This is a genomic window from Reichenbachiella sp. (genome assembly GCF_039944555.1).
Classification (GTDB): Bacteria; Bacteroidota; Bacteroidia; order Cytophagales; family Cyclobacteriaceae; genus Reichenbachiella.
The window spans coordinates 20,523-44,185 of sequence record NZ_JBDUYN010000009.1 but is presented as its reverse complement, the minus strand read 5'-3'; the positions used below and the strand labels follow the sequence as shown (position 1 = coordinate 44,185).

19 protein-coding genes and 1 tRNA gene are annotated in these 23,663 nt (G+C 39.1%); 8 read left to right on the top strand and 12 right to left on the bottom strand.

All coding sequences use genetic code 11. The features are described from left to right. The first annotated feature begins 2 nt into the window (after positions 1 to 2). Complete coding sequence (locus ABJD64_RS16575; protein WP_348181698.1) at positions 3 to 1,733, top strand: hypothetical protein; 1,731 nt, start codon at positions 3 to 5, stop codon at positions 1,731 to 1,733. Between the two features lie 79 nt (positions 1,734 to 1,812). On the opposite strand, the gene ABJD64_RS16570 is transcribed toward ABJD64_RS16575, so the two are convergent. The 4 genes from ABJD64_RS16570 to aepX all read right to left on the bottom strand — a co-directional run bounded on the left by ABJD64_RS16570 (position 1,813) and on the right by aepX (position 6,325). Beyond that, positions 1,813 to 2,619, bottom strand: a complete 807-nt coding sequence (locus tag ABJD64_RS16570) for a phytanoyl-CoA dioxygenase family protein (protein ID WP_348181697.1) — start codon at positions 2,617 to 2,619, stop codon at positions 1,813 to 1,815. A 118-nt stretch (positions 2,620 to 2,737) separates the two neighbouring features. Then, complete coding sequence (locus ABJD64_RS16565; protein ID WP_348181696.1) at positions 2,738 to 3,817, bottom strand: 2-aminoethylphosphonate--pyruvate transaminase; 1,080 nt, start codon at positions 3,815 to 3,817, stop codon at positions 2,738 to 2,740. Between the two features lie 90 nt (positions 3,818 to 3,907). Beyond that, on the bottom strand, positions 3,908 to 5,026 hold the full coding sequence (gene aepY, locus ABJD64_RS16560) for a phosphonopyruvate decarboxylase (RefSeq protein ID WP_348181695.1): 1,119 nt from the start codon (positions 5,024 to 5,026) through the stop codon (positions 3,908 to 3,910). Positions 5,027 to 5,032: 6 nt separating this feature from the next. Continuing rightward, on the bottom strand, positions 5,033 to 6,325 hold the full coding sequence (gene aepX / locus ABJD64_RS16555; RefSeq protein WP_348181694.1) for a phosphoenolpyruvate mutase: 1,293 nt from the start codon (positions 6,323 to 6,325) through the stop codon (positions 5,033 to 5,035). A 174-nt stretch (positions 6,326 to 6,499) separates the two neighbouring features. On the opposite strand from aepX, the gene ABJD64_RS16550 reads away from it, so the two are divergent. After that, complete coding sequence (locus ABJD64_RS16550; RefSeq protein ID WP_348181693.1) at positions 6,500 to 7,216, top strand: phosphocholine cytidylyltransferase family protein; 717 nt, start codon at positions 6,500 to 6,502, stop codon at positions 7,214 to 7,216. An 88-nt stretch (positions 7,217 to 7,304) separates the two neighbouring features. Here the strand turns inward: ABJD64_RS16550 and ABJD64_RS16545 are convergent, their stop codons facing one another. Continuing rightward, positions 7,305 to 7,901 (bottom strand): LicD family protein, encoded by a 597-nt coding sequence (locus tag ABJD64_RS16545; protein WP_348181692.1) that lies wholly within the window; start codon positions 7,899 to 7,901, stop codon positions 7,305 to 7,307. Positions 7,902 to 7,941: 40 nt separating this feature from the next. Here ABJD64_RS16545 and ABJD64_RS16540 point away from each other — a divergent pair, with 40 nt between their 5' ends. From ABJD64_RS16540 to ABJD64_RS16520, 5 genes are read left to right on the top strand one after another with little or no spacing between them, the layout of a single operon-like run. Further along, a complete protein-coding gene (locus ABJD64_RS16540; protein WP_348181691.1) occupies positions 7,942 to 8,850 on the top strand; it encodes a Stealth CR1 domain-containing protein in 909 nt (302 codons plus the stop codon). 32 nt (positions 8,851 to 8,882) lie between these two features. Further along, positions 8,883 to 10,490, top strand: a complete 1,608-nt coding sequence (locus ABJD64_RS16535) for a cyclic peptide export ABC transporter (RefSeq protein WP_348181690.1) — start codon at positions 8,883 to 8,885, stop codon at positions 10,488 to 10,490. 1 nt (position 10,491) lies between these two features. Continuing rightward, a complete protein-coding gene (locus tag ABJD64_RS16530) occupies positions 10,492 to 11,322 on the top strand; it encodes a DUF1647 domain-containing protein (RefSeq protein ID WP_348181689.1) in 831 nt (276 codons plus the stop codon). After that, positions 11,319 to 12,275, top strand: coding sequence for a hypothetical protein (locus tag ABJD64_RS16525; RefSeq protein WP_348181688.1), 957 nt, complete (start codon positions 11,319 to 11,321; stop codon positions 12,273 to 12,275). The genes ABJD64_RS16530 and ABJD64_RS16525 overlap by 4 nt, the downstream gene beginning before the upstream one ends. Positions 12,276 to 12,305: 30 nt before the next feature. After that, complete coding sequence (locus ABJD64_RS16520) at positions 12,306 to 13,691, top strand: hypothetical protein (RefSeq protein ID WP_348195176.1); 1,386 nt, start codon at positions 12,306 to 12,308, stop codon at positions 13,689 to 13,691. A 3-nt stretch (positions 13,692 to 13,694) separates the two neighbouring features. Here the strand turns inward: ABJD64_RS16520 and ABJD64_RS16515 are convergent, their stop codons facing one another. From ABJD64_RS16515 to ABJD64_RS16505, 3 genes are all read right to left on the bottom strand, one after another. Beyond that, positions 13,695 to 15,275, bottom strand: coding sequence for a capsule assembly Wzi family protein (locus tag ABJD64_RS16515; protein ID WP_348181686.1), 1,581 nt, complete (start codon positions 15,273 to 15,275; stop codon positions 13,695 to 13,697). Between the two features lie 178 nt (positions 15,276 to 15,453). Beyond that, on the bottom strand, positions 15,454 to 16,869 hold the full coding sequence (locus tag ABJD64_RS16510) for an FAD-dependent oxidoreductase (RefSeq protein ID WP_348181685.1): 1,416 nt from the start codon (positions 16,867 to 16,869) through the stop codon (positions 15,454 to 15,456). A 222-nt stretch (positions 16,870 to 17,091) separates the two neighbouring features. Further along, a tRNA-Asp gene (locus ABJD64_RS16505) sits at positions 17,092 to 17,165 on the bottom strand. Between the two features lie 270 nt (positions 17,166 to 17,435). On the opposite strand from ABJD64_RS16505, the gene ABJD64_RS16500 reads away from it, so the two are divergent. After that, positions 17,436 to 19,235, top strand: a complete 1,800-nt coding sequence (locus ABJD64_RS16500) for an acyl-CoA dehydrogenase (RefSeq protein ID WP_348181684.1) — start codon at positions 17,436 to 17,438, stop codon at positions 19,233 to 19,235. Positions 19,236 to 19,535: 300 nt separating this feature from the next. Here ABJD64_RS16500 and ABJD64_RS16495 read toward each other — a convergent pair whose 3' ends face one another. From ABJD64_RS16495 to ABJD64_RS16480, 4 genes are read right to left on the bottom strand one after another with little or no spacing between them, the layout of a single operon-like run. Further along, positions 19,536 to 19,778: a hypothetical protein gene (locus ABJD64_RS16495; protein WP_348181683.1), complete on the bottom strand. Its 243-nt coding sequence runs from the start codon at positions 19,776 to 19,778 to the stop codon at positions 19,536 to 19,538. 34 nt (positions 19,779 to 19,812) lie between these two features. After that, positions 19,813 to 21,093 (bottom strand): response regulator, encoded by a 1,281-nt coding sequence (locus ABJD64_RS16490; protein WP_348181682.1) that lies wholly within the window; start codon positions 21,091 to 21,093, stop codon positions 19,813 to 19,815. Between the two features lie 21 nt (positions 21,094 to 21,114). Next, positions 21,115 to 23,013, bottom strand: a complete 1,899-nt coding sequence (locus ABJD64_RS16485) for an ATP-binding protein (protein ID WP_348181681.1) — start codon at positions 23,011 to 23,013, stop codon at positions 21,115 to 21,117. 26 nt (positions 23,014 to 23,039) lie between these two features. Continuing rightward, positions 23,040 to 23,600: a hypothetical protein gene (locus ABJD64_RS16480; protein ID WP_348181680.1), complete on the bottom strand. Its 561-nt coding sequence runs from the start codon at positions 23,598 to 23,600 to the stop codon at positions 23,040 to 23,042. Positions 23,601 to 23,663 lie beyond the last annotated feature (63 nt).

The window sequence follows — 23,663 nt, the reverse complement described above, 5'->3', positions numbered from 1 at the left end:
CTATGAAAATAATAAATACACTGGCGCTGGCTATACTCATGTGTTCCACAAGCCTGGCACAGTCCATCTCTCTTGGAGATGTTTATCCAAAAGAAGTAAAGATTCAAGGCTTTAGTGTTGCACAAAGCGGAGATGTAGAGGTTAGCGGGACAGGGGCAGTGTTCGAGGATGATTGGAAGTTACTGATCTATTACGGTTGGATCTTGGACGCAGAATCTCGTGAAGTAGTTTGGCATCTTTTTGATTTCATGAAAGGAGAGGATGTTGATGACATAGATGGTCCATTTGAATTCAGAACCAAAGTCAATCTTCAAAAAGGAAACTACGAACTCTATTTTGCTGGTATGTATGACAGTCGCAGTTGGAACAAAAACAGAAGGTACGATGGAGATTGGTCATTTAGCGACCTGGGAGGTACTATGGATTGGCTTTTTGGTTCAAGAGATAGAGAAAGTTATAGAAGAAGTGCTCAGGATGACTTGTTTATCAAACTGACTGGAAGCGGTCTAACGAAGGCAGATGCCGGTAGTTTTGTTGATATAAAGACCGATGATGCCATTGTATCCTTTGTGAAAACAAGGGACGATGAGCGGTTTAGTGAAGGGTTTACCCTGACTGCTGAAACAGACTTGCAGGTTTATGCATTGGGTGAAGGGCAGGACGGAGAGATGTTTGATTATGCCTGGATTATGGATGCCAATTCTAGAAAACGGGTGTTCGAGATGGACTACAGAGATTCCAGATTCGCTGGTGGCGCCAAGAAAAATTTAAAGGTCAATGAAAGAATTACTTTACCCGCAGGTAGTTACCTGGTAAATTATACTTCTGATGATTCACACTCATTCGAAAGATGGAATGCCTTGCCCCCTGATGATATTCAATTTTGGGGAATATCTGTTTGGGCGGATGCCAAGGACAAAAAAAATGTAGTGGCATATCAGGAGCCAAAGACAACAAAGCCTTTGGTGTCACTTACCAGAGCCAGAGATGATGAAATGCTGGCTAAAGGCATTACCGTAAAGAAAGCAATGGATGTGAGAATCTATTGCTTGGGAGAGGAGAGTCATGGTGACGATATGGCGGATTTTGGCTGGATCGTTGATGCTAGCACGAGGGAACGCGTATGGAGAATGAAACAATATAAAACCAGACATGGAGGAGGTGCTGATAAAAATAGATATGTAGAAGAAGTTATCACTTTGGATCCAGGTGATTATATTGTGTATTACGCAACGGATGATTCTCACGCATATGGAGATTGGAACTCAAGCCAACCTTACGAACCAGAAATGTGGGGGATTACCATCTGGGCGACCAATGAATCTGATCTCAAAAATGTAACACCATTTCACCCGGAGGAATATAAGAATAAAAATGAACTGGCGGTGATAGCTATGGTAGGTGATAGAGCACTAGTTAAAAAGACATTCTCAATTGATAGTGATTCAAAAGTGAGAGTTATAGGCCTCGGCGAAGGAAGCGGCGGAGACATGTATGACTATGGTTTTATCAAGAATCTGGACACTGGCAAGATAGTTTGGGAAATGGATTACAGAAATTCTGAACATGGTGGTGGTGCTCGGAAAAATCGTGAATTCAATGAATCCTTTATGCTTGAGAAAGGAACTTATCGTGTGTATTTCGAGACAGACGGTTCGCACTCTTATAGAAGATGGAATGATGACCCACCAAACAATCAGGAGTTGTGGGGTATTACAGTACTAAAAGAATAAAATCATCACCAAGCTGTGCTATAGCGCACAATAAAAAGGGTCTCAAATTTGAGACCCTTTTTTTATCTTCTGTCCAACATTATTCACTGGGAGCATGTGGATTACCAACCATGTATCGCGGATCATTTGGGTTTTTGCGTTTGTCTTGATAGTATTTCTTTCGTTTGTCACCTACAGATAATGGATTGTATACTCCGTATATAATCCTTCTGGTTTTGTCTGAAAGATTTGGTTCCGATCTATGAGGCAACCTTTCGGTGAAAATCAAGGCATCGCCAGGTTGAGTGGGTAGCTTTTTCCATGTCAACCGGTCTTCCAGACTTTGTTTGATTTTCATATAGTCAGGTCTGTCGGGATATGGAGCTTCCATAGGTAGTATTTCCAGATTGTCTATTGGCCAGTCAGGCACTACCTGAAGACAACCGTTTTCTTCGGTAGCTTCATCAATACTTATCAAAATGGAAAGATAAGGATTGATGTTTGGGTCGAAAGCAGCATTTTCGCCTTGTTCATAAGCAACACCATCCTGATGAGCAGCATGAGGTCCTCCACCTGGAGATTTGAAGTTAATACGTTCTTTATACAGAACGGCTTGCTCATTCATCAACTCTGATATCAGGCTTACAATCGTATCACCTGTAAATATTTCTTTCATTCCGGCATGATAGGGAATGAAATTTTCAATCCTTGACAGTTGCTCCGGATTATCCATTTCGTAATAGCACATCCATTGATCCATACTTGGTTTCCAGGTGGATATTTCATCTATCCAGCCAGACATCTGATCAACTCGATCTTTAAAAAGCCCAGGGATATGGACATAGGAGTTTTCTTTCCAAAATTTCAATTGGCTGTCTGCAAGCTTTGTGGTTATAGTTTGTGTCATTAATAAGAAATTATGCCCAATTAAAAGGCGTTATAAAAAAGAGCTGACAGATTAGTTTTGATATTAATACGACATTTTAAAAGATAAAGACACGTATTTTTTGAAAAAGTTTAAATATTTAGGAATTAAAATATCCTGTCATTTCTTCCATCACGCGATACATATCTTCCGGATACAAATCACCAATAATTGCGACTCTAAAGGTGGCCTTCTCAGGCATCACACCTGGATAGATAGTAATATTCCTTTCATAGAGATAATCATGAAAATGGTCAAAATCAAAGCCTTCCTTGCCATCTAGTCTTAGTGCTAACAAAATTTTAGACTCCTGATCTAATGGAAGAAGTGGTTTGAACCCCAAGTCCAACAAGCCGTCATAAAGAATTTGCCAGTTTGCCTTGTATCTTTCCCATCGCTTTTCGACCCCTTCTTCCAATGTTTCCTCGATGGCTGCCATAAACGAATAGCAGATTTGTACAGGAGGGGTAAACCTGAGTTGGCTCTTCATTTGAAGGTTTTCCCATTGCTTATAGACATCGAAGTAATAACTTCTTCCATTCGCCTTCAATTCTTCTTTTCTGTTATTGTGAAACAATACAAAAGAAAGACCCGCCATTCCATGGATACACTTATTCGAAGAGCTAAAAATGTAATCAACACCCAATTCTGTCAAATTGTATGGGTAGGCTCCGAAGGTACTCATTGCGTCTACAATAGAAACCACTTGAAGCTCTCTACATAAGGCCACTAATTCTTCTACGGGATCCATCATTCCTGTAGAAGTTTCATGGTGAATAAATGCCAGATGTGTGTATGAATTGGAAGTAAGGGCTTCTTTTACCTTTAAGGGTTCTGTATAATCGCCGTATTCGAAAAGTGTACCATAGTTGATGCCATAATTTTTACAGATTTGAGTCATTCTGATGCCATAGGCACCATTGGTCAAAATAAGGACCTTATCCTCTTTGCCGATGGCTGAAGTCAAGGTGGCTTCCATAGCCCCTGTGCCACTGGCCCCAAAAAGGGCAACATTATAGTCTTTTCGACCTTGGCCGATTTCAAGTAAGCCATCAGAAATTTCATGCATCAGGTTGCCGAATTCTGTTTCTCTTGGGCAAATGTCTTCAACGACTAAAGCGTCCTTTACATTTTGTGTGGTAGTAGCTGGTCCAGGATTAAGAAGGATTTTTCTGGTCATGACTTTTCATTATTAGTTGTATAAAAATAAAGTCACTCTGACCATGGTCAGAACGACTTTAAGCATATTAATAATTTGAGGCAATTTTACTTAGTTGCCAAGGTTTTTCATAAACGCAATCTTATTGTCGGCAGGCTTAACCGTAGGTCTGCCCAGGTCTTTTCTAGAACCCTTTTTTACGTTGATTTCCAACATTGAAGGCCCTGCGCTGGTCAGGAATTTTGGCATGACATCCTGTAATTCCTCTTCTGAAGACGCTGTGAAAGTAGAATTGAAATTACAGGCTTCAGCAATTTTTTTGAAGTCAGTTGTAAATCCTACCGTCGGTTGTCCTCCTACAGATTCATGTGCGCCATTGTTTACCAAAATGTACCTTAGGTTGTCTGGTTCTTGTCCTCCAACTATTGCGGCTGATCCCATGTGCATTAGAAAGGAGCCATCACCATCCAGACAAATTACGCGCTTTTCAGGTTTGCCTAACGCAATACCTAACGCAATCTGAGAGGTGTGACCCATATTGCCTACACAAAGGAAATCTCTAAAATGAGGTTCGTTTCTAGCTTCTCTTACTTCGAATACTTCACGTGAAGTCTTACCAGTAGTAGACACCATCACATCGTCATCATTTAACCCCTCTAGCAATATCTCAATGGCGCGCTCCCTTGACATAGGATAGGTATCAGGCTTAGCACTCTGCAATTTATAAGGCTCAAAAGTTTCCTTTTCTATTAATAGAATGTAAGGCGCCTTTTCTTTTTGCATAAATTCAAAAGCAATATCGATCTGTTTTTGAGCTTCTTTCATATCCTTTGAAAGGATGCAGTACGGAATTTCCAAAGATTGGATCATGGCCTCATTGATTCTGCCCATTTTCACATGCTGTGGCTCGTCCTTTACACCGGGACGGCCTCTCCAACCTACCATTAATAGCATGGGAATAGAGTACACTTCCGGATCGGTCAAGGACGTCAATGGATTGATTGTATTCCCAAATCCGGAATTCTGCATGTAGACAAGAGGAATCTTTCCTGTGGCCAGATAATAGCCAGCGGCAATTCCGATGCAGGCGCCTTCATTGGCAGCAATGATATCATTGCTGTTGTCAGCGACGTAAGCACAAAAATCCTTTAGGAGGGAATCAGGTACACCTGTAGAAAAATCCACGCCCTTCGCCGTGACGAAATCAAAAAAATCTGCGGTATTCAGCATGTGAAATTAATTAGGTAGAATGGTCAAAATTTCCTTGATAGACATGCAGTATTCATCTACTTCTTTAGATCGCTTATGAGTCAAAATAGATTCAGCAGTTTTCTTCATAGCAGGAAATGCGGTTCTTAATAAGTGATTCGCATAGATAACAATATTGAATCCTGCAGCTTTCAATTCATCCTCAGTGAACTGATTGTATGATGAAGGCACAGAGATCACAGGTACTTTAACCTCGAACTTCTGATATTCTTTCATGAACTCCATAATCTCCTTACCGTCCTTGTGACGTGAGTGAATCATAATACCATCTGTTCCGGCTTCTATATAGGCTTTAGCTCTGGTAAGTGCATCTTCCATTCCTTTGTCTGCAATTAGGCTTTCGAGCCGCGAAAAGATCATGAATTCGTCTGTAACCTGTGCTTTTTTACCAGCTTGAATTTTTTCGCAGAATCCTTCGATCGTATCGAGTGTTTGCTCAACTTCCGTACCGAAAAGTGAGTTTCTTTTCAGTCCTACTTTGTCTTCAATTACTACGGCTGATAGCCCCAATCTCTCGATGTTTCTTACTAACATAGCAAAGTGCTCCGCTACACCACCTGTATCTCCATCCAGGATCATAGGCTTGGTGGTCACATCGAGGATATCGTTAATAGTACCAAATCTGGAAGTTCTATCTACGTATTCAGTATCAGGCTTACCCTTAGCAGTGGAGTCGGTTAGACTACTTAACCACATAGCATCAAATTCTCTTACCTCTCCATCTAATTCGACCTTAGTGTCTTCTACTATCAGACCGGAAATACCGTTGTGTGTTTCCATCACTTTTACTAGGTGACCATTATCCAGCATTCTTCGAAGCATTCTTCTTCTGATGTCCGGTGTATTGCCAATTTCCTTCATGGCTTGTCTTAAGCCTGTGGAAGAAATGCCTGAAGTATATTCCGGTTCAACTAATTCGCCGCCCCATTCTTTGAGAACTGTGATCACTTTCTCGCGGATATGTCTTTGAGGTCCCACTTTCCAATCGTCACCATGAACAACAAAATCTGGTTTTACTGCTCTTAGGTTGGTCTCATAATCAAGTTCTTCCTGGCGAATGACCTCTGTTACGCCCTTAATATTTTCTAGAATTTGTTTTCTTTCGTCGAAGGAAAGAAATGGCGTACGGGCGAATTTGGATACCGCTTCATCGGACAATAATCCAATGGTTACATCTCCTAATTCACGCGCTTTTTCAATGATGTTGATGTGGCCGTGGTGCACCAAATCAGTACCCATGCCGACATACACTTTTTTCATGCTAAACTTGATTTTAAGTCTTTATTTATTTTGAAACTCAATTTTGGGTCGGGCTGCAAAAGTAAAATATATATTTTGCAATCATTTACTATGACTCATAAAATTGCCTTTACCCCCAAAGCAAATTTTATCTATCTTCGCCACTGATTTTATTAGGAAAATACAAAGCATAGAATGAGTAATCAAAATATCAAAACGGCTGTCATATTAGCAGCTGGACGCGGCACAAGACTTGGAGACAGAACTAAAGAAATGCCGAAAGGATTTTTAGAAGTAGGAGGTGAGACGTTAATTGAGCGTTCTTTTCGATTACTCAAAGAAAACGGGATTGAGAATATTGTTATTGGGGTAGGACACAAAGGGACTACTTATGAGGATATTCAGGATCAGTATGATTTGACTATATTTTATAATGACGAATATTCAACTACGGAAAGCATGTACACGCTGGTTTGCGCCGCGCCGCATGTGGATGGAGACTTTCTTTTACTAGAGTCAGATCTGCTATACGATGTCTCTGCACTAGAGACCATTTTGAATTCTAATGAACCGAATGTCATTTTAGGGAGTGGGTTTACAGACTCAGGAGATGAAGTTTATCTTCATGCTTTTGAGAATGGAGACTTTAGATATTTGTCACAAGATGGCAATGACAAGATCAATTCTTATGCTGAATTGGTTGGAATATGCAAGTTAAGTCAGGACTTTTATCAAAAAATGATTGCTCTACCATCAATAAAGGAGATGAAATATGAGTACGGATTCAACGTGTTGTCGCCTACTGAGCCAATCCATGTAGAAAAACAGAGCAATCTAGTATGGTGTGAAATTGACGACGAAGATCACCTCAATCGTGCGCTAACATTGGTTTTACCTAAACTGAGCAGTTAGCAGAAGCATTCAACAAATTGTACTTAGAACCTTAGCTTAAAACTAAGTGTTGACTCTCCTCAATGGACAATTGACCATGAACTTTCAATTACTTCTCGTACCAATAGCCAGTCTTTGTGTCTCTTCGGCCATTACTACCTAAATAATTGTATATGTGCTCCAGGTATTTTTGTGGCTCTGCAGGAACGAAGGTTGATTGATCCAGAAATTCTGCTGGTTTTGCTGGCATAGCAAGTTCCTTGGGGTACGGTGTTCGTTCATTGGGATAGTGGCTGTTCTCATATGATGTAAGCGTGCCATCTTTATCCTCATAGAAATAAACATCTGCATCGAATCCTTTATAGTTGAAATACAGTTTTGGGCCACGATGCCTAAATGAAGTGTCATACAACTTGAATCCCTTTGGAAGGTCATTTCTTTTGCTCCAAATCTTATCGAATTCTTCCTCATGAGCACCAAAATCTACATCGATGTCGTGCGGAAGAATAGCACCTTCTCTATGATAGCCCAATAAGGTACCGAAGTCTATCCAGTATATCGCGCCGGTTTTTTTCATGTACTCGTTTGTGACTTCGAATATTTTAGCCAAAATCTCCAATTTCTTATCTGTGTAATTGCCAGGCGTCGTGGTAAAGTACACATTTATAATGCGTTGAAGTTTTTGTATGATGGATGAAAGATTCATAGTTTTGCGCTCAATTTTAATCGTGCAAATCAAACAAAATTTGAGCAATTCGAATCAGTCTATTGACATTGTTTACACCTGGGTGAATGGTGATGATCCTGTTTACATCAAAAAATGTCAAAAATTTGCTGAAAATCTTGATGATGTCAATCCCGAAAGGTTCAGAGATGTCTACGATATGCTCAAATTTAGCTTACGCTCGATTGAGCAATTTGTACCCTGGGCAGGTAACATTTATATCCTAACCCAAAAGCCGCAAGTCCCTGAATGGTTGAATATCGATCACCCAAAGGTAAAGGTGGTTCATCATGAAGATATTTTTGATGAAGAGTATCTTCCTACCTACAGTTCGAGTGTGATTGAGACCTATCTGGATAAAATCCCCGGATTGTCAGATCATTTCTTGTATATGAATGATGATTTCCTATTTGGAAATGAAACCAGTTTGGACACCTTTATTTCAGAAAGCGGCAGAATCAACATCTTTGGGACCTTGTTTGGTGAAAACCCAAGCTGGAGAATTTATGAGGCGAAGAATGACATTATAGGGTTAGGATTGGTTGAGCATTGCCCCATTCTTGTGAAAAAGGAATATTGGGATGCGATGTACAAGCTGTGGCCTGAAAAGACGCATGAGAAACGTCTCCATCGCTTTCGTCAGGACGATGATTTCATGGCTTACAAGTTTTATAAGTATTATATGCTGAAGTATCAGCGCCAAACTTGCAGGCCAGTCAAAATATTTGAACTAAAGAAATGGCAAATATTTCATAAGATTACCAACAATTTTAAAAGACAGCAAAAAGCTTTTGATCGAATCACTAGGGTGCGTCCCAATTTTTATTGTCTAAACGATGATCAAAAGGATAACCCGAATCCAAAGGTTGTCGAATTGGCTCAAGAATTTTTAAAAAACTACTATCCCAAGAAGTCTTCTTTCGAAAGATAGGTCAACAACCAAAATTAAATTGAATTATTGAAATGAGGATAATTAGACTTCTACTCAAATCGTCAAAGCTACTGTTCACAATTGCAAGTGTGTCCAGTGTATTAACAGGCTTTTGTTCGACCATGGTAATCAAACAGGTTCATCAAGCCATTGGTGTGACTGATTTCAATCAAACCGAATTCGTTACCACTTTTTTAATCTTTTGGATTGGCTATGGTGTATTGGCGGTTGTTTCTACTTATACCGTATCATTGCTTACTCAATCCATCATTCATAAATTGAGAGTAGATATTTCAGAGAAAATATTGACTTCCAATTTTGTCGCCATCGAAAGAAATCAAGGAAAGTTATTACCGATCCTTACAGAAGATATTAAGACTATTGCTACTTCGATAGATCGCATGCCTAGTGTTACAACAGGACTGGCCACAGTGATTGGTATTTTGGGCTATATGTTGTGGTTTTCTCCAATACTGACGCTAAGCACAGTTGTTTTATTTGCAGTCGTTCTGGTAATCACTAAAATTTCCTTGCCTATGGTGAGGAAATATGCGGAACAGGCACGCGAGTTGTGGAATGACGTCTATGAGCATTTTGAGGGATTAATTTATGGTATTAAAGAATTGACTCTCAACAATGATTATAAAAAAGTTTATGTTCACGATTTGATAGTTCCAACTAGTAAGGAACAAAATGCTTACAATGTAAAAGAGAACCTGGCTACTTCAATTGCCTCTAAGTCGACTGATCTGGTACTGTTATTTGGCTTCGGCACACTTATACTATTGATATTCAACACACAGTTCGTTACGGCGGATGTTTTTGGTCAGTACCTTATACTGGTCATGATGACGATAGCTCCATTGTCATCTGCTACAGGGTTTATGGCCAATTTGAAGCGAATCGAAGTAGCTCTTGATAAAATTAATGAGGTGGGACTGGTATTGGAGCTGCCTAAAAATAAAAAAGACCTAAAACTAGAAAAGAACACTAGCTTAGGAGACAAGCTTATAGAGTTTAAAGGGGTACAGCACGAGTATTATAATCCCGACGAAGATGAGCATTTCGAGTTAGGACCTATTGACCTCACAATAAATAAGGGTGAACTGACCTTTTTGTTAGGCGGCAATGGCAGTGGTAAAACTACCTTGGCCAAGATCATTCTAGGTTTGTACCCGGCAAAAGGAGGTAGTATTGAATATGCAGGCCAGCAGATCGACATCAATCATATAGATGATTATAGGGACCAGTTTTCAGCCACTTTTGTTGACTCCTATCTTTTTGATAAGCTCCTTCATATTGACAGTGATAACCTGGAGAAGAATGGAAATTCATTAATTAAGACACTTGAGCTAACCAAGAAGGTTACTATAAAAAACAAACGGTTTAGTACCAGCAGGCTATCAGAGGGTCAGAAAAAGAGATTGGGATTGATGGTATCTATTCTTGAAGATAAGGACATCTATTTGTTTGATGAATGGGCGGCCAATCAAGATCCGCACTTCAAAAAAATATTCTACGAAATCATTCTACAAGATCTCAAGAAAGCAGGTAAAACTGTAATCGTAATTTCGCACGATGAGCAGTATTTTGATCATGGAGACAGAGTAATCAAGCTCATGGAAGGTAAATTAGTATAAAGTGGCAGTATCAAATACCATATTAACTGCGGCCGACGAATTCTATTTCAGAACATTTTGTCAGTTTGTCTATACTTTCAATGCTCAAAAGGAATATCAGAACAGCGAGTTGATTTGCTATGATCTGGGCTTCAATACTGAACAAAAAGCGCACCTTGATGTACTGATCAGCAAGGTGCCCAATCTTTCAGTTCGCAATTTTGATTTTTCTAAATATCCAGAATTTGTACAACTCGAATACAAAACTTATTCTTTTAAGCCTATTATGGTTAAAGAGGTATTTGAGGAAAAGAAGGGAAACTTGTTATGGTTAGACAGCGCAACCATTTTGATTAAGCCTTTGCACTATGTTTGGGAACAAATGAACGAACATGGCCTTTATGCTCCCATTGGTGGTTCTGGAACACTCAAGGAATGGACTGTGCAGGAGACACTCGACTATATGAAGGTGCCTGAATCTCATTATTTAAACCGAAATATTTGCGGCTGTATGTGTGGTTTCGGATATCAAAATCCAAATGTTAGGGAATTGGTATCAGAATGGGAGAGATATTCATTAATTCATGAGTGCATTAAGCCTGTAGGAGCCAACAGGGAAAACCACAGGGATGACCAATCTGTATTGACCATTCTACTTTATCAATTTCAGGAAAACAATTGTCTATACCTTACTAAGGATGAGGTCAACATCAGTTCTCAGCACCCTGTAGATTATCTCAGTGTGAGAAATAAGCTGAAACCAACGTTTCCTTATAGTCTTAGCTGGTTGTCTGTTTTTTATTTCAATTTTCACAGAAAGATTGACATCTTAGTCAATCGCATCAAATCATGACGGTACTTCAATACACACTTATCGGCCTAGTCGTTTTCTTGTTTTTACTTAATCAGGTCTATAATTACTTGTCCGGTAAGAAGTTTGTTAGAGACTATTTGCATTATTTTCTAACCACTAAAAAGTCACTAAAATATTGGGACAACTACTGCGCCAATAACCCAAACCAATCAGATATCATTGTCTCGTTCTCGACGATACCGAGTCGTATTTCTGAAATAGTACCAACCGTAAAAAGTTTACTTTCACAAAGGCTCGCACCAAAGAAAATCCACTTGTATGTGCCTCAGATGTCCATGAGAGAAAAGGTGGGGTATGTGATTCCGGAAGAGATAAAAGACCTTAAGTGCCTGGAGGTTAAACGCGTAGATAAAGACTGGGGGCCAAGTACCAAGTTTATTCCTGCGGTAGAATCACTGAATGCAGATCAAAAGATTTTGGTAGTGGATGATGATAACATGTATCCGCGTACAATGCTTACCGCTTTTGATAAAGCCTCTGATGAAAAGCCGGAATGGATCGTGGCGGCGAGCGGTTGGAGAGTGCCAGACGATTTGGTGGATAGAAGTACGACTCTCTGGACCAATATCACCAAGCAAGCCCCAGTGCCAGTACCTACTACGAGAGTAAATGATTATTACCCAATAGATATCGTACAGGGATATTCTGGTTTTTTAATAAGACCGAAATTTTTCAATTTCAAAGAGTTGACTGATTATCCCGAAGAACCAAGAGCAGTTCGATTTGTGGACGACGTTTGGGTCAGTGCGCATGCCTTGGTTCCTAAGTATGTATTTCCTTCAGGCAGGTTTTGTTACATCCCATTTTGGACAGAGGGTTTTTTCAAAGCGAATAGCCTGGCTTCCATCAATAATCATGGCAAGGAAAGGGATGAGGATAGGAATAATTCAATTGCCTTGAGATATTTTGAAGATAAGTGGCATAAAGACTAAGTATGGTTTCTGTCAATCGGAAGCTTCAACATGAAAAATATGACTTCTAACCGACTAGAGATTAACCTTATTCTGTTTTTCAAGATACTGCTGGGAATTACGGTTTTGACTGTTTTTCACCTGGCTTTGTTTAGAGATTTTGATCGCGATGAATTCGAAGCAGTACATTCCGCATGGAAGATTTTAAGCGGTGAACGAATTTATCTAGACTTCTTTCAGCACCATCATCCATTTTTTTACTACTTCATTGGTCCTGTCATAAGTTTGGTAGGAGAGAGTAGCTCCACTTTGCATGTGCTGCGCATGTTTATGTTTGGTTTTTTTATTGGTATGCTCTGGTGTACTTTTCAAATTTCTGATCTTGTGTTTGGAAATCGAAAAATCACCTGGCTAGCAGTGTTGTTTTTGAGCGCGATGACCATGTTTAGTCAAAAGGCGATCGAAATAAGACCAGACGTTCCTCAGGTATTTTTGGGTCTGTTAGCAATAGTTTTTTTATGGAAGCATGTGCTAAAGCCAAACCAGATAATACTCTATTTAAGTGCCATTTGCATGGCGATTTCCTTTTTATTTTTGCAGAAAACCCTATTCATTATCGCTGGAGTAGGATTACTACAATTGTATTGGATATTCGAGAAGAAAATGAATATTCTTCAATTGATCACTTATTGGATGGTATTTATGTTTTCAATAAGCCCATACTACCTGTATTTGTGGACTCAAGGGCAATTTGAGGCATATCTCTTTTGGAACTGGATTTTGAATATGCATTTTGAAGGAGGTTTTTCTCCTTTTAAGGCGATAATTGATTCATTATACTACAATCATTTCATTTGGATATTCTTTGTGTTAGGCGTTGTGAGGTGCTTCAAAAAAGGAATCAAAGATTTGCCTTTGCTCTGTTTGATATTGTTAGGAACGGTATTTCTGGTTCAGGCGCCCTATCGACAATACTTTATGCCTTTTCTACCACTCATGTGTGGAATTTCAGCTTATGGGATTTTGAGTTTACTTAGACCAAAACAGGCCTCTATTGTGGTTTTAATTGCATTCGTGGTTCCAATGATTTTCTTTATCAGAACTATGATCGTATACCCAAATCAACCCCAATTGGACAAAGTAAGCTGGGTAATGGAAAATACGGAATCTGCAGATCGAGTATACGATGGTGACGCTCGATTTAATCTTTTCAGAAAAGACATAGACTTCTTTTGGTACAGCACAGAGCCAGGAAAGGGTGGGCTAGGAACATATAAGAAATTGAAACCCTATACCTACGACGTCTATTCGGCAATTCAGAAATATAAGCCTAAGATTATTTCTAGCTTGTTTATTAATGATCTTTTGGAATCAACTGAGCTTGGTAATTATTATCCTTCGGAAGTGTACCCAGACCTTTACATAAAGCAGAAATGAGTATTATCGGTCAATGAAGTATGAAAGAGACAGACTGAAGAATAAATTTCTATCATCAGTGTCTTCGAATAGGAAATTATTTCGGTAGATCCATAAGAGTTTAGGATTGATACTGAAATTGTCGAACACCCTTACCCAATCGGCTCCTACAGAAATCTCGTAATCAGTAGGATCATCTTCGGTGTCAGCGAAGGCGTTTACTGAATAGTCATCATTGAATCTTATTCGCTGAAAAGTATACCCAAACTTTCCTTTTGGATTATAAATATTTACCCAGAAAATGTCGGAATTTGATCCGGGCCCTATTCCAGCTCCCAGAATTTGGCCATTGTGGGTATACCCATTATCAACCACGCTATGTACATAATATGTGGCTGAGGTACCGGGAGACACTATTTGAATTTGATTACTACTCAGCGTTGTGTTTTCCCAATTTATTTCTAATAGTTTTCCGCTATTCAAATCAAATGTTTTTGTCAGTCCAATGGTTCTAGCTCTCGTTCTATCAATGTGTTCTGCAAGATCAAGTATGCTGCCAAAAAAGTCATTTCGGGCATATTCCATATAAATATGAAAACCGACCTGCGGAAACTTGTATTCGAATACGAGCGAAAACATTTGATCGTACTCATCATTTTTTTCTAGCCCCTTATGTGTGTTTCTTGCGAAAGCATTGAAAAAGTCTACAGCTTTTAAATCACCATCGGCCCATCGAGTATACATAATCCTGTTTAGACCTAGGGTCAACCCCTTAATGAAACTGGGTTGATAACCTAAGGTAAAACCTGTAATATATCTTCTATCATTTACAGAATTTTCATCAAAATAATCTGATTCATTCAGTGCTCCCCAGTACCACTTGAATTCCATGCTGCCAATTTTTGTTTGAATGGGTCGTGCAGTCCCAAAATCCATGTGAGGAAACCCAGAAGCATTTTTACTCATTATGATGGGATTGTATCTAGATGGTCCCCATGAAAAATTGGCAGTAGAGAAGCCAATGGTAGCGTTTTTATAGATAATCCTAATCTCGGATTGTCCCCAATCCAATTGATGGTAGGAGTCGTCTCCATAGCGCATCACCCAGTCAATTTTACCCTCAACCGGGTAAGAAAACTCGCTCTTGTTTAATCCAATTGATGGAATGTTGAAATGTCGATTTTGGGCGTACCAGATTACTGGGGCTAAGGTGTAATGAATGATGCCAATATTTCCCGCAATACCCGCTGTGAATGAAGCATTAGAACCTTTACCACTCCACACAGGGCCATCATTGTATCCTCTCGGGTATTCCAAATTGTAAACGTAAGAAAATCTGGGATCAAGAATGTGGAAGTTGTTTTTGCTTTCACCCTGAAAGCTAATTCCAAAGTTGTCTTCCCAGATATTCCAATTTAGTGTGCTGTCCGAACCATAAGTATTGATCACCGATGGATTGATGATTAGAGGTTGTGGCTGAAGATTAGGATTCTTGAATGCGATCATACGATAGTAATCTTCTGTGTAGTCACCGGGATATAAGACCTGACCGTGTGATGTGGAACCTATAAATATGAGTAAGGCTAAAAGATTAAATTTTTTCATCAGCGCTTTTTCTATTGGCATTTTAATGAGCAAATGTAAAATGGATAGGGAAGTATTTGCTCTTAGTAAGCTTTTAATTTGACCGCAATAGTTTCACCTTACCGGAGTAAGAGGAGCAGCTTGACTAGCCTTTTCAGGTTATTTAATCAGTGAACCAGTGAATCATTGAACCAGTGAATCATTGAATAAGCACATCCTTAATATCTCCCTCTTCCTGATACTCGTCATCGGTATTGATTTCCCAAAGGTTCGTGTATTCTCCGCCAGTGATATTTTCTGCAGCCAATAGCCCCATTAATATGGAATGATCCTGATTGTTATATTTGAATGAACCATATCTACCAATTGGAATGAGTTTGTCAATTTTATCTACGAAATTTTCAAGGGTTTTCAAAGGTGCTTGATAGCCCGTCTCATATACTGGATAGCATCTAGGGATTCTGATCACTTTTGAATTTAGGATATCCATTGATTTAGGAACCAAATTCAATTTGCCAATTTCTTTTTTGGCAATGTTGGATAACTTTTCGTCATCCATTGTCCAAATTTCATCCTTTTCAAAGGCCCAAAATTCCAGACAAATGATAGAAGTTTTTTTGTCCCCATAGAGAGTTGGACACCAGTTTCTGAAATTTGTTATTCTTCCATGTTTTACGTCCGGAGAATGTACATAAATCCAATTGTCTTCAAACAAACCGGTACCATTTACCTCTAAATACACAAGAATGGTGTTTCTGAAGTAAAGTTGATCAGCTGCATCCTGGACAGGTTGAGGAACGTTGTCAATACCTTTGATCATGGTGGTAAATGGCATGGTTGAGATGACATAATCTGCCTCAACCGTTGTTCCATCTACTAATTCAATTCCTTTAGCCTGATTTGATCCATCCACAATTACCTTTTTTACAGCGCTACTTAGGTGAATTTTCCCACCGTTCTCTTTGATCTGTTCTGCACATTTTTCATAGAGCAATCCAGTACCATGTTTTGGATAGGCAAATTCATCAACAAGGGTCTTATGCTTATTTCCAGCATTGCCTCTTATGGCCGAGATTACAGCACCTATTAACGATAAGGTTTTGATTCTTTGTGCCGCCCATTCAGCATCAATTTTGGAGCAAGGGATACCCCAAAGCTTTTCTGAATAACTTTTGAAAAATATTTCATATAGCTTTTTGCCGAACCGATTGGTTACCCAGGACTCAAAAGTGGTTGGATTTTTTATCGGATTAATTCGTTGGATCAAATAATCCCATAGTATCCTAACAATGGTAAAAGGGTTAAGATTAAATAGTACGTTGGTGAATTTTAGAGGGTATTGAAAGAATCTCTTTTTGTAGTAAATACGAGTCAATCGATTAATCATGGTAAACTCACCCTGTAGCACCTCTGCAAAAAACTGATTAATTTTCTTTTCTTTAGAAAAAAATCTGTGGGGGCCTAGATCTACTCTTTGACCCCAAAGGTCGAAACTCCTGGACATTCCCCCTACGAACTCACTTGCTTCATAAAGCTGAACGTCAACACCTTTCTTGGCCAATTCATGAGCACAACTTAACCCTGCGGGGCCGGCACCTATTACTAATACTTTCATATTTTCGTTAATTATTAAATGGTTGAAAGGCGATTCTGACAACAAATAAAGTGCGAAGTTACCGAAGCGTCAATTCATACACAAACCCAAAGTGCAAGCTGATGGTATTGATGGCTAAAGACTTTCTATGCTTGAGAATCAAGTTTAGAGAATAGCCATTTATTTAAAGAATCAATTTATAAAAAAAGCACTTACAAATTAATGTAAGTGCTTGATTCCCAGCGGAACGGACGGGATTCGAACCCGCGACCTCCTGCGTGACAGGCAGGCATTCTAACCAGCTGAACTACCGCTCCTGGCTGCAATTTCAGTACTTATGTCCCTTAATTGCGATGCAAAAGTAGAGGCAATAAATCTATTATGCAACAACTGATTCAGAATATTTTAAATTATTTTCTTTGTCAATTTTGTTCCCTTTTAGGACTTATTTTTAGAAGGTCGTAAGCGGTTCAATATCAGGTGTTTTCGATATTTGTGATATGAATGTTTTAGTAATAATTTGAATATCACAAGCCATTAAGTTATCTTCATTCTCAATTGTGTAGAATAAAAAATACCTGAAAATCATGTCTGAATATTACTCCCGACGAAACCTGGATTTTATGCTTAAAGAAGTTTTTGACCTTGAGTCATTGCTAAAGCTTGATATTTATAAAAAGCATGATTTGGATAGTGTCAAGATGGTTTTGGATGCAGCAGGCCAATTGGCTGACAAAGAAATGCGGCCCTATAATGAAGAAATGGATCGGCTGGAACCTGAATATGAGAAAGGGAGAGTAAAGGTTCATGCACAAGTACGAAAGTTACTCAAGAAATTCGGTGAAGGGGGTTGGATTTCTGCCAACGCCTCTGAAGAAGTAGGAGGACAACAATTACCGATTTTGGTTTCTTCATGCGCTCAATTCATTTTTGGAGCTGCTAATTATTCGGCCAGTGTATTTCCATTTTTAACAGCCGGAGCGGCTAGATTAATTGAGGAGCATGGTTCGGAGCAATTGAGGAGCACTTATGTGTCCAAACTGTATAGTGGTGTCTGGCAAGGGACTATGGCTATGACCGAGCCAGACGCAGGCAGTTCACTGTCGGATGTGAAGACTAGTGCTGAAGCGCTTGACGATAAGGGGACTGTATATAGCATAAGTGGACAAAAGATATTTATATCTGCAGGAGACCATGATGCAGTAGGTAATGTAGTTCATTTGATGCTAGCCAGAATTAAAGGTGCACCAGAAGGAACAAAAGGCTTATCCTTGTTTGTAGTTCCGCAAAAGAGATTTACTGAAGATGATCAGGTGGTGATGAACGACGTGGTGACAACTGGTATGTATCACAAAATGGGATATAAGGGAGCACCTATTGTCCACTTAAGCTTTGGCGAAAAGAAAAGATGCTTTGGTTATCTGATAGGTAAGCCAAATGAAGGTTTGTCCTACATGTTTCAAATGATGAATGAAGCAAGAATTGGAGTTGGATTAAGTGCAGCTTCAATTGGTTCGGCAGCCTACTATGCTTCGTTGAAATATGCGAAGGAAAGACCTCAAGGAAGAAGGCCGGATGAAAAGGATCCTGGTTCACCTCAAATTAATATTATCGAGCATGCTGATGTTCGAAGAATGTTATTCTTTCAGAAGTCAATTGTAGAAGGTTCCCTGTCGTTGTTGCTCCAATGTGCTCATTACGCCGATATGGCCAAAGGAGGTAAGGAGGAAATTAAAGAAATTTACCGCCTGACACTAGATCTGCTAACACCTGTAGCTAAGAGTTTTCCAAGTGAGATGGGAATTTTGTCTACATCAGCTGCTATTCAAATTTTAGGCGGTGCTGGTTATTGCAAAGATTTTCCATTAGAGCAGTATTTTAGAGAAATGCGGATTCATACCATCCATGAAGGAACTACGGGCATACATGGTATTGACTTGTTGGGTAGAAAAATAATAATGGGGGGAGGTATTGCTTTCAGAGCATTTACCGAAGAAGTTTCTAAAACGATTAAGAAGGTCAAACTCGAGGTAATAGAGTTGTCCAAATATGGAGAAAAACTCAACGATGCCTTATTTAGGCTTCAAAATATTACGATGAAGCTTTCTACTGTTGCGATGAAAGAAAAGAAGGAAGTATTCTTAATGGATGCCACCTTATATCTTGAATTATTTGGAGTAGTGGCAATTGGTTGGCAATGGCTGCTTCAGGCGATTCCTTGCCAGATTGCTCTGAATGAGAATAGGGGAGACGAGTTTTATAATAGTAAACTTCATACCATGCGCTATTACTTTGAATATGAACTACCTAAGGCGGAGGCTATTATTGCAAGGCTTAATAGTTCTGATAAACTGCTGCTTGAAATTGATAGCAAAGATATACTTTGATGATTGGGGTTTGAAGACTAGTGGAGCCTGTAGGTTACCTTCTTAGTCCTTTTTTTATTCTTGTGCCATCGGGGATGGTAGGCGAATATTCTTTTTTTCGGTTTTACAACGGTAATCTTTGCTGTGCTTTTGCTTCCACTACAGCCGACTAATCCTGTACCTGCAATTGTCCAGATAGCCAATACTACGATAAATGTTCTTTTATTCAAGCAGCTAATTTGTGTGATAAGTTATAAAAAAAGCTTCAAATCTGAAGCTCTATTATATTGTAAATGGATTAGACAACTCCTTTTGTCATTGTCAAGTGATTTTCTCGAGTACCTCTTTTGGAAAAGTGATTTTATAAACTGTGTCAAGTGAAGATGTGAAAAGTTGGAATTCTTCATCACCAAAGGCAAGATCGGGCGCAGGATCTTCGAGTTGATTAAGCTCAAAACCTCTATCTCTCATCTCGGGAAGAATTTTAATAATAATTCTTTGCCATGCTAAAGGCGTTATGCTCTTATTGCACCAATTCTTCAATGTCAAAACCTTAATCTTCATACTGAGCCGCTTTTATTTTGCAAATATTGTCAAATTAAATCTTAATTCCCATTACCAGGATGTCATCTGTCTGTTTTTCTTCGCCCATCCATTCCGTCAAAACATCATCAAGCATGTCCCTTTGTTTATCCAGTGGTTTAGCCAGTCCCTTTTCAATACTTTCGGTCAGACGCGCAACTGTATATTTTTTATTATCTGGTCCTCCGAATTGATCCTGAAAACCATCCGAGAACATATAGAATGAGGTTTCACCTTTTGTATATGAGACCTTGTGAGTAGTGTAGTTTCTTTCCTGATCTAAATAGCCACCAAGTGAGATTCGGTCTCCTTTGACGGTTTTTATTTTTTCTTTGTCTGAATATAGAAGGTTTTGTTGCGCCCCAGCAAAATATACATCACTATTGTTTTCATCAATGATCATAATACTAGCATCCATTCCGTGATGCATATTATTCTCCGATTGATTAAGAATATCTTGAATACCAATGTTGAGATTATCTAAAATCTCTCCAGCATCAGTAATCTCATGTTCATATACTATTTGGTTAAGCAATGACTCACCAATCATACTCATCAAGGCACCTGCCACACCATGGCCGGTACAGTCGACCGATGCAATGAACTTATAATTAACATCTTCTGATTCGAAATCTGCAAACCAATAGAAGTCGCCACTTACAACGTCAAGAGGTTTGAATAACAAGAAGAAATCTGTAAATGCTTCTTTTATAGTTTCAGGCGACATAAGCATTGCATTCTGTATGGTCATTGCATACTTAATACTATCCATCAATCGCTTGTTGACCTCGGCTAATTCCTTAGTCCTGAGTTCTACTTTTTCCTCAAGGCCGCTATTCGCCTTTTCCAGCTGGCGAATGAGTTTCATTTTATCACTTTTGAGCTCATAAGCTTCAAGTGCTTTGTCAATGGTCAGTTTCATTTCACCCTTGTCCCAAGGCTTGGTTATGTACTTGTAGATGCCGCATTTATTTACCGCTTTCACAATCGCTTCGATATCTGCAAATCCAGTAAGAATCATCCTTATTACATCAGGAAATTCAGGAAGAACCTTTTCAAGCAGCTCTGTGCCTGTCATTTCAGGCATCTTTTGATCTGTAATAAGACATTGAATGTCATGCTCACGGAGCATTTCTATTGCCTCATTTCCACCAGGAGCTGTGAGTACATTATATTCCCTCTTGAAAGCCATTCTAAAGATTCGTAAGTTGCTTTCTTCATCATCCACATATAGAATGGTGTACTTCTTTTTATTCTTGACAGCTACGTCCTCAACAGGAGTTTGAACTTCTTCCATGTGTTAGTTTACTTCTAAAAATTATGCCTTTTGAGATTCGGAAACTTTCTCCTCTTCTGAGGATTTGTCCATGTGCTTAGGAATCAAAATTGAAAATTCAGTTCCTTTTCCTTCTTCACTATTGCAATAAATGTTTCCGCCATGTTTTTCTACTATACCAAACGTAATTGACATTCCTAATCCCGTTCCGATCCCCACTGGTTTAGTGGTAAAGAATGGCTCAAATATTCTTCGCTTTACTTGTTCTGACATTCCTGCACCGTTATCCTTGATTTTAATCATGACATGCTGATCTTGATTTTCAGTGTAGAGCTGAACTTCACCATCCTTTCTGTCATCTGGAATGGCCTGAATTCCGTTATTGAGAATGTTCATGAATACTTGATTCAGCTGACCAGGGTAGCAGTTGATGTCAGAAATTGAATCATCGTAGAATTTCTTGACATTGATTTTGTTCTTAGTCTTGTTACGGAGCAAGACTAACGTGGCATCAAGTGCGTCGTTCACGTTGGCTGGCTTCATCTCTTCTTCATCTAGTCTAGAGAATACCCTCAGTCCTTTTACAATTTCTATTGTTCTTACAGCTCCCTTCTTAATATCAGAAACCAATTCTTTTAAATCACTGAGAAGATCATCATAAGCGTATTCGTCCTTCATCTCTTGAATTTCAGCCAGTGCAGCCTTATAATCTTTGCTTTCTTCTACCGTGTCGTACTTTTCAACAATAGATATTAAATCATCCAGTGATACTTTTAATGTGTCAATACCATTGTATACAAAGTTGATCGGGTTGTTGATCTCATGAGCAATACCTGCTGTCAACTGTCCAAGTGATGCCATTTTCTCAGATTGAACCAGTTGAGATTGTGTACTTTTTAGATTTTCCAGTGTCTGAGTCAATTCCTCTTTACTGTCCTGCTCAACTGTCAGTGCTGACTTAAGTTTATTCTCCGCAATCATAAGTCGCTCGGTCGCTTCTAGCTGCTCTTCTGCAATATTTCTCATTCGCTCTTCAGAGTATTTTACTCTGTCATAGGCTTTTCTTAATTCTTCCTGAACACGAATCAGTTTTTCGTTTACCTCGATCTGCTTTCTGGAACTTTTCAGTATTTCTTGCTCGGAAAGCTTCAGTTTTCTGTTTCGCTGCTCCAGTGCACGCTGGGAGAGAATGAGTTTTTCATTAACCTCTAACTGTTTCTCAGCACTGCTTCTTAATTCTTCCTCTGACCTCTGTAATTTCACAAACGCCTCATTCGCTGTCAGGAAGTTTTTATAGGCCAGGTTGACCGCTGGTCGAAAAATGAATGAAGCCTGTATAAGCAGTATGGCAATAATTGCTGCAGTGATTACATACTCAAATTTGGAAAAACCACTTTTGTTGGTTCTGGCTTCGGTTTGATATAGAGAAGCTAATTCAGATGCTTTGACTGTAAAGCTTTTTTGTGAAAGGATATTGGTCAATGCTCTACTGAGAATGAGGTTTTTGTCATTCTCAGGATCATCAAAGCTCACTCCCAAAACTTCATTTCCGGCATCTCGGATCTCTCTAAATGACAAGTCCATGTTTTTGAGCATGGTAGTAGCCTGTTCCGAGTTTTCTGTTCCATTGAGCCCGTAGTTCGCATCACCTTTGGTTAACGCCCTTTGGATTTTCGCAAATTCTTCAACTGCTGGCTTTAGCCTTCTTCTTACGAGATTGTAGTTGGTTTCATTATTCTTGATTCGATCTAGGTTAATCAAGGCAGCGCTTTTGGTGATTTCCTCACTCAGTGTTGCTTGTTTTTGTGCCAGCTTTACTAGAACCGCATCATCTTTATTGACTCTGATGGCATTCTGTACAATAAACTGACCAATAAAAAGACCAAGGATAGCAAGTATCAATGTCAAAATATATGAACGTATCAGGTTATCCTTTTTCATAGCTATTATGCTTTTGTTTAAATAATTTAAGCTGCCCCTTTACTTTTCAGAAAAGAGAGCTGACTTTTTTCCCCTGCGCTTGTTGCTGCAACATTTGATCGATCAGCATTTAAAATCTTATTTTTTCGCTGCATCGTGAAATAATTTTCAAGTTTAGACTCAAAGAATTTAAGTGAAATGGCAATGATTAGCATGACCCCAATGCCTACATAGTTACTGCCTTTTGCCCAATCATCTATTAAGGGTTCTAGAAACAGCTGCTCGGAGATGAATAAAACAACAAAAACGCCAAATAGTATTCTTGTGGCTTTTTTGCCCATTGTCATTTTATCGAGTTGATCAATTGTTATTTCCAATTCCCCGTTTTTCTTCTGAATTTCACTATTCTGAGTCTTAATCTTTTGGTTGGCGTGGTCTAGTTTCTTCTGCAGCCGATCACTAATCCGGGTAATGACTTTACTCTGATCCAGCAAATCTTTATAGTGCATAGCAATTCCTACTGCATCTTCAAGGTTTACATCCTTCTTTTTTACCTTTCCTACATACTCCGAAAGTATCTTTTGCTCTTCGTGATAAAGTTCTTTCATTTCAGCTCAACGTTACTACATGCCCCCTCACTTACTTCTTCTCCCAAGTCTGACGTATGTAAT